The following is a 14,297-nucleotide window of genomic DNA, read 5'->3' as shown; positions in this document are numbered from 1 at the left end:
TACCTTGGCTGACATTTCCCCGCGCGTCGCTGTGCGCAGGACGTACAAGCTCTATGTCGGCGGCGCGTTCCCGCGCTCGGAATCAGGCAGGTCCTATCCCGTGACGTCCCCGGCAGGAGACCATCTCGCCAACGCCGCCCTCGCCTCGCGCAAGGACGTGCGCGACGCCGTGGTGGCGGCGCGCAAGGCCTTCCCCGGCTGGTCGGGCCGCACCGCCTACAACCGCGGCCAGATCCTCTACCGGATCGCCGAGATGATGGAGGGGCGGCGGGACCAGTTCGCCGACGAGGTCGCCGCGGCGGACGGGCTGGGCCGGGGCCGGGCGCAGGCCGTGGTCTCGGCGGCCGTCGACCGCTGGGTCTACTACGCCGGGTGGGCCGACAAGATCGGTCAGGTGCTGGGCGGGGCCAACGCCGTGTCGGGGCCGTACTTCAACCTTTCCGAGCCCGAGCCGACGGGCGTCGTGGGCGTTCTCGCCCCGGCCGGCTCCTCGCTGCTCGGGCTGGTCTCGGTGCTCGCGCCCGTGATCGCCGCCGGCAACACGGCGGTGCTGGTGGCGAGCGAACGCGCCCCGCTGCCCGCGGTCACGCTGGCCGAGGCGCTGGCCACCTCGGACCTGCCGGCGGGTGTGGCGAACGTCCTGACCGGTCGCCTGTCGGAGCTCGCCCCGCCGCTGGCCGGGCACGCCGACGTGAACGCCCTGGACCTGGCGGGCGCGGGAGAGCTCGCGGCCGAGCTGGAGGCCCTGGCGGCGACCACGCTCAAGCGGGTCCTGCGGCCCACCGGCGACGACTGGACCGACCCCGATCCCGGCCTGTCCCGCATCAGGCCGTTCCTGGAGGTCAAGACGGTCTGGCACCCCATCGGCCGGTGAGCCGCGGGAACGTCGAGAGCCGGCCGGAAGCAGGAGACGCACCCTAGGACAGCAGCCCGCGCAGGCCCTTGGCGAGGAACAGCATGCCGAAGATCAGGATCAGGAGCAGCGTGAGGGCGCCGTTGTGCTGGATCAGCCAGCCGCGCATGCGCTGGAGTCGCTGTTCGCCGCCGCCGCTGAGCGCGGTGGCATAGGGGGCGAGCACGCCGATGCTGCCGATGGCGACGAACACGGCGGCCAGGACCAGTTGCCGGCCGAGGGGCAGGGGCTCGTGGGCGGCGGCGATGGCGCCGCCGGCCAGGGAGGCCAGGTTGACCGGGTTGGCCACGATGAGCAGCGCCGCCACGCCGATGATCTTGGGGGTGGTCATGGTGTCCATGGCGGCGATCCAGCGGGGCACCTCGGGGGCCTTGCCCTCCTTGCGGCGGGCGGTCCTGCGGATGCCGGCGATGGCCAGCATGAGCAGGAGTACGCCGACGATCAGGGCGAGCCAGGCGACCCAGGTGGGCCTGGCGTGTCCCGTGGCGCCGGCGGCGCCCAGCAGGGCGATGAGGACGAGCAGCACGACCCAGCTGATGACCAGCCAGGTGGCCTCGAACAGCAGGGCCTTGGCGCGGCCGTTCGCACTGATCAGCAGGGCGATGACGGCCACGACCGGGAACGGTGAGACGATCAGGCCCAGGGTGTAGGGCAACATGTCGGCGAACGCCTTACCCATGGTCACTCTCCCGGTAGGCGGCGGCTGCCGCCTCGTTGGAGTCGTAGTAGGTGAGCTCGGTCAGGCCGTAGTGGGTCAGCAGGTGGCGCAGGGGGGTGGTGGCGCGGGCGACGGCGAAGGTGACGCCGCGTTCGCGGAGCACGTCGGCGGTTTCGCGGAGGGCCTGGGCGCCGGTGGTGTCGACGTCGGCGATGGCCTCGGCGTCCAGGACGATCCATCGGGCTCCGTGGTCGGCCAGGCGGGCGACCTCGGCCTTGAAGGTGCCGGCGTTGGCGAAGAAGAGCTGGCTCTCGAAGCGGTAGACGGCGAGCGGGCCTTCGGCCGGGCCTGTGACGTAGCGGCCGTGTTCGCCCGGTCGCAGGGTGGCGGTGCTGGGGCGGGAGGCCCGCCGTACGACGTCCACCGCCGACAGCAGGAAGGCGATGACGACGGCGGTGAGCGAGCCGAGCACGGGCACGCCGAGCAGGCACACCACGGCGATCCAGAACTCCGAGCGGCGCAACCGCCACAGCTCGGCCAGCTTGCGCACGTCGATGAGCCGGATGACGGCGACCGCGACGATGCCGGCCAGGGCCGTGTTCGGCAGGTAGGCCAGCACTCCGGAGAAGAACGCGACCAGGACGGCGACCACGATCGCGCAGACGGCGCTGGGGATCTGCGAGCGGGAGCCGGCGGCGTCCATGGCCGCGGTACGCGAAGCGCTGGAGCCGATGGTCATCGACTGGGTGAGCCCGGCGGCGATGTTGGCCAGGCCGAAGGCGCGCAGCTCCTGATTGGCGTCGAGGGCGTACCCGTGCTGTTCGGCGTAGCGGCGGGCGGTGAGCAGGCCGTCGGCCAGGGTGACGGCGCAGATGGCGATGGCACCGGGGATGAGCGCGGCCCACTGGCCGAGCGTGATCGACGGCCAGTGCGGGACCGGCAGCCCGGAGGGGACGTGGCCGAGCACCGACACGCCGCGCTGGTCGAGCCCGGCCCAGGCGACGACCGCGGTGGCGGCGACGAGCGCGATCAGCGGGCCCGGTAGCGCGGGGGCGAGCCTGCGCAGCGCGACGATCACCAGCATGGTCGCGACGCCGACGACGATGCTCCACAGGTGTGCGTGCGGGATCTTGGTGATGATCTCCCACAGTTCCGGGAAGAACCGGTCGGCGGTGGCGTGGATGCCGAGGATCTTCTCGACCTGGCTGGTGAGGATCTCGACGGCCAGTCCGGCGATGAAGCCGACCAGGACGGGCTCGGACAGGAAGTCGGCCAGGAAGCCCAGCTTGAAGGCGTAGAACAGCAGGAACACGACCGCGCAGACGAGCGCTTGGGCGTAGGCCAGCTCGACGTACTGCGGGCTGCCGGGGCGGGTGCCGATCGCCACCAGCAGGGAGGCGATGAGCGCGGCGATGGGCGCGTCCGGGCTGGCGACGAGCTGGCGGGAGGAACAGAGCAGTGCGAACACCAGCATCGGCACGATGGAGGTGTACAGGCCGACGATCGGCGGCAGCCCGGCGATCTGCGCGTAACCGATGTTGAGCGGGATCGCCAGCGCCGCCAGCGTGACGCCCGCCGTGATCTCCCGGGGCCGGCTCAGCGGGCCTCGCATGCCCGCGGCGAACCAGGTCACGGCACCACTCCCCCCGTTGAGACCGGCTTACCCCCTTTGAGCAGGGATGATGCTCGGCACCGGCGAGCGGAGGTCAGGCGTGTACATGCGGATAGAGTGATGCCGGCTTCCCCTCGCTCTGGAGTAGTTCGATGCACAAGATCGTTCATGTGCGCCCCGTTGACGACAGCGTGAGGCATGAGGAATCCCCTCAGTGCGCATGCGGCCCGGCGGGGCAGGAGGTCCACCTCAGGGCGAGCGGGCAGGTCATCGGGATCATGTACCGCCACCACCCCCTCGTGGCCTGCCGCGAATGGGAAGCGTCCACGTCATAGCCTCACGCCCGACATGTGATTTCTTGAGGCTTTCGTTGCCCTTGCTGAAGGCTGCTACGGGCACGACCGTCCTATGGCAGACCTTCCCTTTCACGATCGGGCCGACTTCGACAACGCCGAGCGCGGCTTCATCGCGAAATTGACACCCGCGGTGATCAAGGCGGCCGACGGCAGGGTCGTGTGGGACAACGATTCCTACGATTTCCTCCAGGGCGACTGCCCGGAGACCGCGCACCCGAGCCTGTGGCGCCAGGCGCAGCTCTGCGCCAAGCAGGGGTTGTTCGAGGTGACGGACGGCATCTACCAGGTACGCGGCCTCGACCTGTCCAACATGACCCTCGTCGAAGGCGAACGCGGCGTCATCGTCATCGACCCGCTCATCTCCACCGAGTGCGCCGCCGCCGCGCTGCGGCTCTACCGCGACCACCGGGGAGACCGCCCGGTCACCGGCCTGATCTACACCCACTCCCACGCCGACCACTTCGGCGGCGCCCGAGGCGTCACCGACGGGACGGACATCCCGATCATCGCCCCGGCCCACTTCATGGAGCACGCCGTCTCCGAGAACGTCTACGCCGGCACCGCCATGAACCGCCGGGCCCTGTACATGTACGGCCAGCTCCTGCCCCACTCCCCCGAAGGCCAGCTCGGCTGCGGCCTGGGCATGGGCACCTCGGCCGGGACCGCCTCCCTCATCCCGCCCACCGTCGACATCACCCGGACCGGCCAGGAGGAGACGGTCGACGGCGTACGCATCGTCTTCCAGCTCACTCCCGGCACCGAGGCGCCGGCGGAGATGAACTTCCTCTTCCCCGACCACCGCGCCCTGTGCATGGCCGAGAACGCCACCCACAACCTGCACAACGTGCTCACCCTGCGCGGCGCGCTGGTCCGCGACACGCGCGTCTGGGCCCGCTACCTCACCGAGGCCATCGCGCTGTTCGCCGACCGCGCGGACGTGGCCTTCGCCTCCCACCACTGGCCCACCTGGGGCACCGGCGACATCGTCACCTTCCTGACCCAGCAGCGCGACATGTACGCCTACCTGCACGACCAGACCGTACGCATGCTGAACCGCGGCATGACCGGCAACGAGATCGCCGAAGCCATGCAGATGCCGCCCGCCCTGGAACAGGCGTGGCACACCCACGGCTACTACGGCTCGGTCAGCCACAACGTCAAGGCCGTCTACCAGCGCTACCTCGGCTGGTTCGACGGCAACCCCGCCCACCTGTGGGAGCATCCGCCCGTCCAGCAGGCGCGCCGCTACGTCGAATGCCTCGGCGGCACGTCCGCCGTGGTCGCGCTGGCCGACCGCTACGTCAAGGAAGGCGACCTGCGCTTCGCGGCCACCCTGCTCAACCACGCGGTCTTCGCCGACGAGGGCGACTCCATGGCCCGCAGGCTCCTGGCCCAGGTCTACACGCGGATGGGCCACGGTGCCGAGAACGCCACCTGGCGCAACTTCTACCTCACCGCCGCCACCGAGCTGACCGGCCGGCCCTCACCCGGCACGACCAGCACCACCTCTCCCGACGTGCTCAGCGCGCTCACCGCGGAGCAGATCTTCGACTCCCTCGCCATCCGCGTCCACGGACCGGACGCCTGGAACGAGCGGTTCGCCATCGACTGGCACCTCACCGACCTGGACGAACACCACCGCACCACCATGTCCAACGGCGTTCTGATCCACCAGAGCACGCCACCCGGCGACGGCGCCGACCTGACGCTACGGCTGACCAAACAGCGCCTGCTCGGCCTGGTCGACGGAGCCGGCGCCGACGGCATCGACCACGACGGCGACATGGACGTCCTGCGACGGCTGACCGCCGTCCTGGAGGAGCCCACGCCGGACTTCCCCATCGTCACACCCTGACCGCACCGCAAGGAGGCACCGTCCATGAGTCACCTGATCGCCATCGCCTACCCCGACGTCCGTACGGCCATGTCCGTACGCGACCGCCTGGCACAGATGCAGAAGGAGAACCTCATCACGCTGGAGGACGCCGCCGTCGTCGAACGCGAGCAGGCCGGCAAGATCAAGCTGCACCAGTCGACCAGCATGGTGGGCATGGGCGCGGCCGGCGGGGCGCTGTCCGACGCCGGCGTGGACGACGACTTCATGCGCCAGTTGGCCACGAAGCTCGAACCCGGCACCGCCGCCCTGTTCCTGCTGGTCGTGCAGAGCACCCCGGACAAGGTCATCCCGCAGATCGCCGAGTACGGCGGCCACATCATCCAGACCACACTCAGCCACGAGGAGGAAGAGCAGCTACGCGCCACCGCCCAGGCCGCCACCAGGACCCGCACATCTTGAAGGCTCTGCCAGGAAGCAGTCGCATGCATGGCTCCCAGTCAGATACGCAGGAGCACGTCATCGAGACGGCTACTCGTCTGTTCGCCTCTCTCGGGTATGACGCGACCCCGTTCCACATGATCGCCGACGCGGCCGGGCTCGACGTCGGCACCGTCACCGATCTCGTGGGTGACAAGCGCGACATCTACCTCGCGGTGATGGAGCGGACATACCTGAGCTTGAAGGCCTGTCACGATACGGCGTTCGCCGAGTTCACCCACGACCGGGCAGGCGTCCACCTGCTCGCGGATCACCAGCTGAACTTCTGCCTGGATCACCCCGAGGTCCCCGAGCTGTGGATACACCGATGGTTGTCGGACGCCGCCGACGTCACCGGGGTGGAGGCCCTCTACCTCAAGCCGCTGATCGACCGCGTCATCGACGAGCTTCAGGACCTCGTCGACCCCCACGTCGACCTCGACGGGGCATTGTGGACCCTGGTCTGGTGCATCCGCGGCTTCGTCGTCGGCGGCGTGCTCGCCCGGAACGGGCGGGTCGAGGGCCCGCGCAACGCCGCGGCGCTGCGGCGGTTCCGTGCACACCTGCACCTGCTCGTGGACCGGATGTTCGAGCCGAACGGCTGACAGCGGGTGGTCCGGCGCCCCTACCCGGCGGGCTCTCGCAGCTTCGCGGGACCCGCCTCCACGGACGAGGGTCGGTCCCGGCGCAGGATCGCCTCTTCGACATCAGCCGCCGGCGGTGCCGCCCCAGAGAGACGGCCGCCGCCCAGCGCGGCGCGCTCATCCGCGACGGGAACGTTCGAGCGGCGGCGAGCACGCTCCGCACGGTGACGGTGTCGAGGCGGTTGGCGGGCCGGTTGTCAGGGGTCCAGGCCATGGTCAGCATGCCGCCCAGCAGGCCCAGGATCATGCCGATCAGGAAGCCGCCCAGGTTGGAGTAGATGAAGGAGGCCATGGACAGCAGCACGGCGATCAGTCCGAGGAACACCCGCTGACCGGGCTGGAGCCAGACGAGCACCCCCGCGATCACCATGACCAGGGCGATCAGGTAGCTCGCTCCGACCGTGCCGAACATGACGGCCACGGGCAGTGCGTTGACGGCGAGCGGGACGGAGAGCAGCTCCAGCCCCGCCGCCACGATGAACAGCCCGCCCCAGAACGGCCGGGAACGCCGCCACGACTTCATGATCTTGCGCCCTTTCGTCTCGCACCGTGCCCGCCCGCTCTCCGCCGGGCCGGGGCCGGCTCCGCCTCAGTAGCACTCGTGCTCGCCGCGCGACAGCTTGAGGCCGAGGTCCGGCAGGCTGAACGTGGCGGCCGTGACAGCCCTGGCGCCCAGCCTGACGTTGCGCAGGGTGACCACTCTGGCCTGGCCGCCGAAGGTGCCGGCCGGCCCCCTGCCGTCGGGAACCTCGTCCAGGGTGCTGGCGTCCCGGCCCAGCTCGAGGTCGCGGATGGAGGCCGCGGTCTGTCCTATCGACACATCGATCACCAGATCGTCGATGGTGACCTCGTTGCCGCCCTGGCCGCCGGTCAGCCGGAGCGTCACCGTGCCCACCGGTGTCTTCACCAGCGCGCTCGAACACAACTCGCTGACCGAGGCCCGCCGCACGCCGGCCACGATGACGGGGATCAGCCGGCCCTTCCTGGTCCGGTCCACGTCGGTGGCCAAGGTGAAGCCCTGACCGCGCAGCTCACCGGCGAACAATTTGAAGCCGTTGGCGGAGACCACGAACGTGGCGCCGATGACCCCCTGGGCCGTGGCGCCGACCAGCAGCGACGTCATCGCCGCGACAGGGGCGAGGATCAAGGCGAAGCGCTTCCATCGCACGCGTCCCTGCTCGGCCATGATTCCGCTCCACATCACGTTGTTCAGGATCAACCCGGCGTTCTGCTACGGAGAGTGACATGCCGGGCTGTTGCGAGCATGCGTGACGTCTACCGAGTTTGTCGACGTACGCGCCGGGCGTCGCACCACTTATGGCTCGCGGCTGGACAATCTTGCCGAAGACCAGAAAGACCGCCTGTGGGCGCCGGATACTGCACCTGCGCCTCGATGAACGACACCCCGGCTGGTGGCGGTGCCGAGTGCTTCCCGGCGTACGGTGAAGGCTACGTGTCCTTCGGACGCGGGGCGGGCGGTCATGGCAGGTGGACGATGAACATGTGCTGCGCGTCTGGGCGTTGATCGGAACAGCGGCGGCGGCCCAGCAGGAGCCGGTCTCGGTCGGCGACGTGTGCGTGGCGTGCGCCGATTCGCTGGAGGTGAGCGGGGCCGGGCTGTCGGTGGTCAGTGGCGTTCCCGGGATGCGGCTGGCACCGGTGCACGCGGTCGGCCGGTTGGGGCGTGACCTGCTGGAGGCGGAGCTGACCAGCGGGGACGGGCCTTGCGTGGACGCGGTCAACGATCGCGAGCCGGTGCTGGTGGCCGATCTGCGCACACAGGAGGCGCAGGCGCACTGGCCGCTGTTCACCGCGCTGACCCAGACGGCGCGGGTGCGGGCGGTGTTCGCCTTCCCGCTGCTGGCCGGCCCGGACAGCGTGGGCGTGCTGGTGCTGTGCCAGGACCGGCCGCGGATGCTGGAGGAGGCCGAGCAGCGGACGGCCCGGCACTTCGCCGACGCGGCGCTGCTGCTGTTGCTGAACCTGGTCACGGTCAATGCGGCAGGCGAGTCACTGCCGGCGCGGACGCTGGCCCTGGGGCCGGAGATCCACCAGGCCAGCGGGGTCGTGGCGGTGCAGGCCGACTGCACGGTGGAGGAGGCGCTGGTCCGGCTGCGCGCCTACGCGCTGGCCGCCGACGAGCCGCTGACCCGGGTGGCACGGCAGGTGCTCGCGCACACGCTGCGGTTCTCCGGGCAAGAAGGCTGACTCCGGCCGGCCGGCGCTCTCGCCCCAGAGCCCTGACCGGCCATCCCACGCGGCCCTGACCCGGCACTATGGCTGAGCCCTGCCCACGGGCGACGAGCGGGCGTAGGCTGCCGAAGGTGGACACTCCCCCGTCCCGCGAGCCGGAACGCCGGCTGGCCGAGGCGTTCGTAGCGCTGGCTGACACGCTGGTGACCGGGTTCGACCTCATCGACTTCATGCACGGCCTGACCGAGCAGTGCGTCGAGCTGCTCGGGGTGGACGCCGCCGGCCTGCTGATCACCGACCAGCACGGCAGCCTGCAACTGGTGGGCGCCTCCAGCGAGCAGACCCGGCTGCTGGAGCTGTTCCAGCTGCAAAGCGACCGAGGGCCCTGCCTGGACTGCTTCCGCTCCGGCCGGCCGGTGCACTGTCCAGACCTGAGCGGCACCCCGGCCACCTCCTCGTGGCCGCGGTTCGCCCAGCAGGCTCACGAGGCGGGCTTTCACGCGGTCAGCGCGCTGCCGATGCGGCTGCGCGATCAGGTCATCGGCGCGATGAACCTGTTCCGCTCCGAACCCGGCGAGCTGGACGGCGTCACGGCCGCGCTGGCCCAGGCGATGGCCGACATCGCCACCATCGGGCTGCTCCAGGAACGCGCCCTTCGCGAGAGCCAGGTACTCGTCGAGCAACTGCAGCACGCGCTGAGCAGCCGGGTGGTCATCGAGCAGGCCAAGGGCATGCTCGGCGAACGGCATGCCCTGCCCGTCGAGGAGGCTTTCGGCCTGCTGCGCCGGCACGCCCGCAGCCAGAACCAGAACCTCACCGAGTTGGCCCGCGAGGTGGTGGCACGCACCAGCGACGTCCCGCCGGAGCGGCCGGGCCCCGGGCCCGCCACACCCTCGACCGGTGGCTGATCCCGCCCGGACCCGGTGCGGGCGGGATCAGCCCGGCAGACGGAAGGCGATCGACAACATGGTGCCGTCCGTGCCGCTGGTGAAGGTGACCTCGTCGGACAGCTGGCGGATCAGCCACAGCCCACGCCCGCCGATGCCGTTCAGCCGGGGCAGCGCGGCCCCGTTCAGCCTGCCCGGTACGGCCCCCGGCCCGTCGTCGCTGATCTGGCAGCACAACATCGTCCCGCTCCGCCACAGCCGCAGCTCGCCCGCGCCGCCCCCATGGTCGACCGCGTTGACCGCCGCCTCGTGCACCGCCAGGACGAAATCGTCCCAGCGCATACCGGTCAGTCCGGCCCGGGCCGCCTGAGTGGCCACCGCGTGCCGCAGCCGGGGCAACTCGGCGTGGCCGAACTGACACGCCAGCAACGGGCGCCGGTCACCGTTCAGGAAGCCGGTCATCGGCCCGGCCCTCCGCTCGCGGCCAGGAGGTCGCCGGTGATCAGCCGCGGGCCGGTCCGTGCCGACACGGCCACCCGGATGCGCCACATGCGCGCAGGCCGACCGATCGGTTCGCCTTCGGGCGTGGTGTTCGCTCGCCCGGATGCGGTGCCCGCGGACAGGAGCGATGGGTGTCTTCCGACCGCCGTGCCGCGGTCAGTCTCCAGGGCTGTCTCAGCCGCTGAACCCCTGAACGGTCGTCGGCCGGCCACCGCTATCACGGTCCTTCGCAACGGAACGGAACCGCCGGGGTCTGGGGCAGCCAGTGCTTGCCCTTCACCATGCCCCTGGCCGGGGTCGTCAACCCACCGCCAACGCTGGTTTGCTGGGCCGGGGAGAAAGACGGAGCTGTCCTGCCGTTGCCTGCACGGCGCGGGCGCGGGCCGGTGCGTGCCGCCCGCCGCGATGCGGCGGGCGGCTGCCGCGGACGTCAGGGCCGGGCGTGCCGTCCCACATGGGCCAGCAGCCGGACGAACAACGAGGCCGTGGGCAGGACGGGGATCGCCTCGGCGAACTGGCCGGCGCGCCGGTGGGCGTCGCCGACACCGGTTTCGGCGTACTGCCACGCTGCCCGCACAACGTCGTCATCGGCGGCGTAGGGGAGGTGGGCACCGGTGGCGATGTCCCAGCCGTGGATCAGCGATTCGTACAGGCTGATCGAGGCCAGCACGGCGCCGGGCACGGTGGTGCCCATGAAGGCGTACCGGCGTTCCAGAGTGCCGGGCGCGGCGAAGGCCGCCACCGACCGGTCGGCGATCGCGCGGAACGAGGCGGCGGGATCGGTGCCGAGGTGGTCGGTGTCGGCCTGACGCTGGGCGTCGAGTTCCTGGGGCTCCACCTGCTCGCCCTCGGCGAAGCGGGCGAGCAGCAGCAGGGCGCCCGCCAGGTGGTTGGCGGTCTGGCGGACGGTCCATTTCTCGCACGTACCGCCGCCGTCCAGCCCGACGCGCTGATCCGGCCGAGCACCTGAGTGACCTGGGCGTGGCTGCGTTCCAGCAGGTCAGTGATGCCGGGCGGCTGGGCGGCGGTCATCGCGCGGCGCAGGTCTTCGGCGTCGTGGATCAGCTCGCCGGAGACGATCTCGCCGTCGCGGACACGCAGCAGTTCGGCGGCGGTCAGGGTGCCGGGCAGCGGGTCCATCTCCCAGTCGATGATGGAGCAGACCAGGTCGCCGTCGGTGAACTGGTGACGCACGCGGAAGTCGCGGACCGCGGCGCCGGCCTGGAGGGCCATGGCGCGATAGCCGGCACTGCCGGCGAAACTCGCGACGGGTCCGGTGAAGGCGAAGTCGTCGGCCAGCGGCACCTGGCTCATGTCGCCGGCCCGGTCTTGCCAGGCGCGGTAATAGGGCTCGACGGTGGTGCGAGGATCCATGGGTTTCTCCTGATGCGTGGTCGCGGCGCGACCGTTCACCCCGACAGATCCGGCCCGTCACGCCGACTCATCGGATACGGCGGGATTTCCACTTCGGGCGGGCACGACGCAGGAGGCGGGGTACAGCGTTGCCGGCCGGGATGCGGATGCCGGAGCCGTACGGCATCGTGACGGATATGAGCCACCCCAGCATCGAAGAGATACGCGAGCGCAAGCGATGGGTCTTGTCCGTGATGGCGACACAGGGCGGAACCTTCCTCCGGCTGCCGCCACGCGATCAGCCGTACACGTGTCCGTGCTGATTCCACCCCACCCTTCGGTACCGCGGCGGTTTCGGGTACTGCGAGGAATGCGATTGGGAGGACGACGGACAGGATGATCACAACGCCGATGTCGTCCTGGGCGGCCCCAACGGGTCGGATAGCTTGACGGCAGCACGGCGACGCTACCGCGATTTGCGGGGACTACCGCCGCTGGAGCTGTGACGGCAAGCGGTCACGAACGGAGGCTGGTCACCCCAGACGTCGGAACCGGCGTTCTACGTTACGGAAGCCGTACGACCTGCCCGTACTTCCGACGGCAGGACCTGAAGGTGGGTGCCGTACGGCTTCGGGTTCCGGAGCCATCGCCGAGGGGCACCTGAGCGGGATCACCGAAGTCGCACAGCGCATCACCGCCGCCCAGGAAATCATCGACAACCTTCTCCATGGCATCGGAGCGTGGCCGGCACGACGCGGGACGTCGGAGAGCGGGGGCGCGGGGGCTGCATCCCCCGGGTTCCGGTGAGGGCGGTATGCGGAGGGTATGTCGAGGCGGGGTTCGCGGCACCGATTCCTTGACGGGTGAGCGGGCGGCTGGCGGAATGGGCGTCCGCAGCTTTGGAAGGAAGTCCGTGCGTCTCGCTCGCCCTCTCACCGCCACCATGCTCGTGGCCGCCGCCCTGTCCGTACCGCAGGCCGCGCAGGCCGCTCAGCCCGCGAAGGCCGCGCAGGCCGCCGGGTTCAAGCATCCTGGCGTCCTGGTCAGCCGGGCTCAGCTTGACTTCGTCAGGGTCAACCTCGGCAACGAGCCGTGGAAGTCGGCCTGGAACTCCATGCGGAGCAGTTCCTACGCCTCCCTGTCCTACGTGGCCAAGCCCCGCTCCGTCGTCGAGTGCGGCCCGGTGTCGAATCCCGACCACGGCTGCTCGGACGAGCGCAAGGACGCCATGGCGGCCTACACGCATGCCCTGCAGTGGTACCTCACCAAGGACGCCCGCTACGCGGAGAAGGCGATCCAGATCATGGACGCCTGGTCGGCCGTGATCACCAAGCACACCGGGGACAACGCGCCGCTGCAGACCGGATGGGCGGGCGCCAACTTCTCGCGCGCCGCCGAGCTCATCAAGCACACCTACACCGGCTGGGCGGGGGCCGGCCGGTTCGCCGGCAAGCTGCGTACGGTGTACCTCCCGACCGTGATCGCCGGGCGGCCGAACAACAACGGCAACTGGGAACTGATCATGACCGATGCCGCCATCGGCATCGCCGTGCACCTGGACGACCGCGCCTCGTTCGACCGGGCGGTCGCGATCTGGCGCGGCAGGCTGCCCGCCTACATCTACCTCGCGACGGACGGCGCGGTGCCCAAGGCGCCTCCGGGCAGCAAGTACGACACCAGAGCCGAGATCGTCGACTACTGGCACGGGCAGACGAAGTTCGTGGACGGCCTGACCCAGGAGACGTGCCGTGACTTCTGGCACACCGGATGGGGCCTGGCGGCCATCTCCCACGTCGCCGAGACGGCCGGTCACCAGGGCGTGGACCTGTACGCCACGGCCAAGCACCGGCTGCGCTTCGCGATGGACCTGCACGCCCGCCTGCAACTGGGCGGGACGGTGCCGTCGTGGCTGTGCGGCGGCAAGGTCACCCTCGACCTCGGGAAGCACTTCGAGGTCGGCTTCAACGCGCTGCACCACCGGCTCGGGTACGACGACGTCCCGTACGCCGAGAAGTGGGTCGAGCAGAGCCGCCCCGTCGGGGTGTCGCACTTCCTGGGCTGGGAGACCCTCACCCACGCGCAGAACCCGCAGTACGCCGGGATGGGCACGTCCGCCATGCCGGACTTCGACGCCGACGGCGTGGGCGACCTCTTCTCGACCGCCACCGGAACGCTGACCATCTGGAACGGCGAAGGCGGCAACAAGTTCGGCCCCGGCACCGCGGTCGACTCCGGCTGGAGCGCCTTCAGCCGGCCGGTCGCCGGCGACTTCAACGGTGACGGGCTCACCGACCTGATGGCGGCCGGGAAGGACAGCGGCACGTTGCACGTGTGGAACGGCAAGGGCGCCAACAACTTCACCGCTCCCGTCGAGCTCGGGCCCGGCTGGACGCCGTACGCGGGCACGCTGATGTCGCTCGGCGACATCAACCAGGACGGCAGCACCGACATCGGCGCCGTGCACAGCGAGACCGGCGTCTTCTCCTACTGGAACGGCAGGGGCGGCAACAAGTTCGGCCCCGGCACCGCGGTCGGGGGCGGCTGGGCCGCCTTCAGCCGGCCGGTCGCCGGCGACTTCAACGGTGACGGCATCGGCGACCTGCTGGCGGTCAGGAAGGACGGCAACACGCTGCACGTGTGGAACGGCAGGGGCGCCAACAACTTCACCGGCGCCGCCGAGCTCGGCCCCGGCTGGGCGCCGTACGCGGGCACGCTGATGTCGCTCGGCGACGTCAACCAGGACGGCAACACCGACATCGGCGCCGTGCACAGCGAGACCGGCACCCTGTACGTCTGGAACGGCAAGGGCGGCAACAGGTTCGGCTCCGCCATCGCGGTCGGGCCCGGCTGGAAATCCTCCTTCTGA

Annotated in this window: 12 protein-coding genes and 3 pseudogenes; 8 read left to right on the top strand and 7 right to left on the bottom strand. The window is 70.5% G+C overall.

What is annotated here, in order from left to right:
• Positions 1-4: 4 nt before the first annotated feature.
• Positions 5-874, top strand: a complete 870-nt coding sequence (locus ACBJ59_RS54800; RefSeq protein ID WP_375117934.1) for an aldehyde dehydrogenase family protein — start codon at positions 5-7, stop codon at positions 872-874.
• A gap of 43 nt (positions 875-917) precedes the next feature.
• On the opposite strand, the gene ACBJ59_RS54795 is transcribed toward ACBJ59_RS54800, so the two are convergent.
• Both ACBJ59_RS54795 and ACBJ59_RS54790 read right to left on the bottom strand, forming a co-directional pair.
• The gene (locus ACBJ59_RS54795) at positions 918-1,592 is read right to left on the bottom strand and encodes a GAP family protein (protein WP_375117933.1); all 675 of its coding nucleotides are present in this window, start codon (positions 1,590-1,592) and stop codon (positions 918-920) included.
• Positions 1,585-3,204, bottom strand: coding sequence for a SulP family inorganic anion transporter (locus tag ACBJ59_RS54790; RefSeq protein ID WP_375117932.1), 1,620 nt, complete (start codon positions 3,202-3,204; stop codon positions 1,585-1,587). The genes ACBJ59_RS54795 and ACBJ59_RS54790 overlap by 8 nt, the downstream gene beginning before the upstream one ends.
• 387 nt (positions 3,205-3,591) lie before the next feature.
• Between ACBJ59_RS54790 and ACBJ59_RS54785 the strand changes: the two genes are divergently transcribed.
• From ACBJ59_RS54785 to ACBJ59_RS54775, 3 genes are read left to right on the top strand one after another with little or no spacing between them, the layout of a single operon-like run.
• Positions 3,592-5,394 carry an alkyl/aryl-sulfatase gene (locus ACBJ59_RS54785; RefSeq protein WP_375117931.1) on the top strand — a complete coding sequence of 601 codons (1,803 nt, stop codon included), beginning with the start codon at positions 3,592-3,594 and terminating at the stop codon, positions 5,392-5,394.
• Positions 5,395-5,418: 24 nt separating this feature from the next.
• Positions 5,419-5,835 (top strand): DUF1269 domain-containing protein, encoded by a 417-nt coding sequence (locus ACBJ59_RS54780; protein WP_375117930.1) that lies wholly within the window; start codon positions 5,419-5,421, stop codon positions 5,833-5,835.
• A gap of 23 nt (positions 5,836-5,858) precedes the next feature.
• Entirely contained in the window at positions 5,859-6,458 is a 600-nt protein-coding gene (locus ACBJ59_RS54775) for a TetR/AcrR family transcriptional regulator (RefSeq protein WP_375117929.1), read from the top strand.
• Between the two features lie 253 nt (positions 6,459-6,711).
• Here ACBJ59_RS54775 and ACBJ59_RS54770 read toward each other — a convergent pair.
• Both ACBJ59_RS54770 and ACBJ59_RS54765 read right to left on the bottom strand, forming a co-directional pair.
• Positions 6,712-7,020, bottom strand: a pseudogene (locus ACBJ59_RS54770) (DUF6114 domain-containing protein); the annotation flags it as partial.
• 66 nt (positions 7,021-7,086) lie between these two features.
• Positions 7,087-7,683, bottom strand: coding sequence for a DUF6230 family protein (locus ACBJ59_RS54765; RefSeq protein WP_375117928.1), 597 nt, complete (start codon positions 7,681-7,683; stop codon positions 7,087-7,089).
• Between the two features lie 302 nt (positions 7,684-7,985).
• Between ACBJ59_RS54765 and ACBJ59_RS54760 the strand changes: the two genes are divergently transcribed.
• Together ACBJ59_RS54760 and ACBJ59_RS54755 are read left to right on the top strand one after the other, a co-directional pair.
• Positions 7,986-8,705: a GAF and ANTAR domain-containing protein gene (locus ACBJ59_RS54760; protein WP_375117927.1), complete on the top strand. Its 720-nt coding sequence runs from the start codon at positions 7,986-7,988 to the stop codon at positions 8,703-8,705.
• Between the two features lie 116 nt (positions 8,706-8,821).
• Positions 8,822-9,598, top strand: a complete 777-nt coding sequence (locus ACBJ59_RS54755; RefSeq protein WP_375117926.1) for an ANTAR domain-containing protein — start codon at positions 8,822-8,824, stop codon at positions 9,596-9,598.
• A gap of 27 nt (positions 9,599-9,625) precedes the next feature.
• Here ACBJ59_RS54755 and ACBJ59_RS54750 read toward each other — a convergent pair whose 3' ends face one another.
• From ACBJ59_RS54750 to ACBJ59_RS54740, 3 genes and pseudogenes are all read right to left on the bottom strand, one after another.
• Positions 9,626-10,039 carry an ATP-binding protein gene (locus ACBJ59_RS54750; protein ID WP_375117925.1) on the bottom strand — a complete coding sequence of 138 codons (414 nt, stop codon included), beginning with the start codon at positions 10,037-10,039 and terminating at the stop codon, positions 9,626-9,628.
• A gap of 469 nt (positions 10,040-10,508) precedes the next feature.
• Positions 10,509-11,018 (bottom strand): TIGR03086 family metal-binding protein, encoded by a 510-nt coding sequence (locus tag ACBJ59_RS54745; protein ID WP_375118011.1) that lies wholly within the window; start codon positions 11,016-11,018, stop codon positions 10,509-10,511.
• A 191-nt stretch (positions 11,019-11,209) separates the two neighbouring features.
• Positions 11,210-11,392 (bottom strand): annotated as a pseudogene (locus tag ACBJ59_RS54740) (nuclear transport factor 2 family protein); the annotation flags it as partial.
• Between the two features lie 389 nt (positions 11,393-11,781).
• Here ACBJ59_RS54740 and ACBJ59_RS54735 point away from each other — a divergent pair.
• Positions 11,782-11,937: pseudogene (locus ACBJ59_RS54735) on the top strand (CPCC family cysteine-rich protein); the annotation flags it as partial.
• A 407-nt stretch (positions 11,938-12,344) separates the two neighbouring features.
• Complete coding sequence (locus ACBJ59_RS54730; RefSeq protein ID WP_375117924.1) at positions 12,345-14,297, top strand: FG-GAP-like repeat-containing protein; 1,953 nt, start codon at positions 12,345-12,347, stop codon at positions 14,295-14,297.

Source organism: Nonomuraea sp. MTCD27, assembly GCF_041950495.1.
Lineage (GTDB): Bacteria > Actinomycetota > Actinomycetes > Streptosporangiales > Streptosporangiaceae > Nonomuraea.
The sequence above is the reverse complement of the archived record's forward strand: the minus strand, read 5'-3'. Positions and strand labels throughout refer to the sequence as shown.

What these genes read in the sequence shown, in the direction of transcription:
- ACBJ59_RS54795 (WP_375117933.1), bottom strand. Translation starts at nt 1,592, where the DNA reads ATGGGTAAGGCGTTCGCCGACATGTTGCCCTACACCCTGGGCCTGATC.
- ACBJ59_RS54785 (WP_375117931.1), top strand. Translation starts at nt 3,592, where the DNA reads ATGGCAGACCTTCCCTTTCACGATCGGGCCGACTTCGACAACGCCGAG.
- ACBJ59_RS54780 (WP_375117930.1), top strand. Translation starts at nt 5,419, where the DNA reads ATGAGTCACCTGATCGCCATCGCCTACCCCGACGTCCGTACGGCCATG.
- ACBJ59_RS54775 (WP_375117929.1), top strand. Translation starts at nt 5,859, where the DNA reads ATGCATGGCTCCCAGTCAGATACGCAGGAGCACGTCATCGAGACGGCT.
- ACBJ59_RS54765 (WP_375117928.1), bottom strand. Translation starts at nt 7,683, where the DNA reads ATGGCCGAGCAGGGACGCGTGCGATGGAAGCGCTTCGCCTTGATCCTC.
- ACBJ59_RS54750 (WP_375117925.1), bottom strand. Translation starts at nt 10,039, where the DNA reads ATGACCGGCTTCCTGAACGGTGACCGGCGCCCGTTGCTGGCGTGTCAG.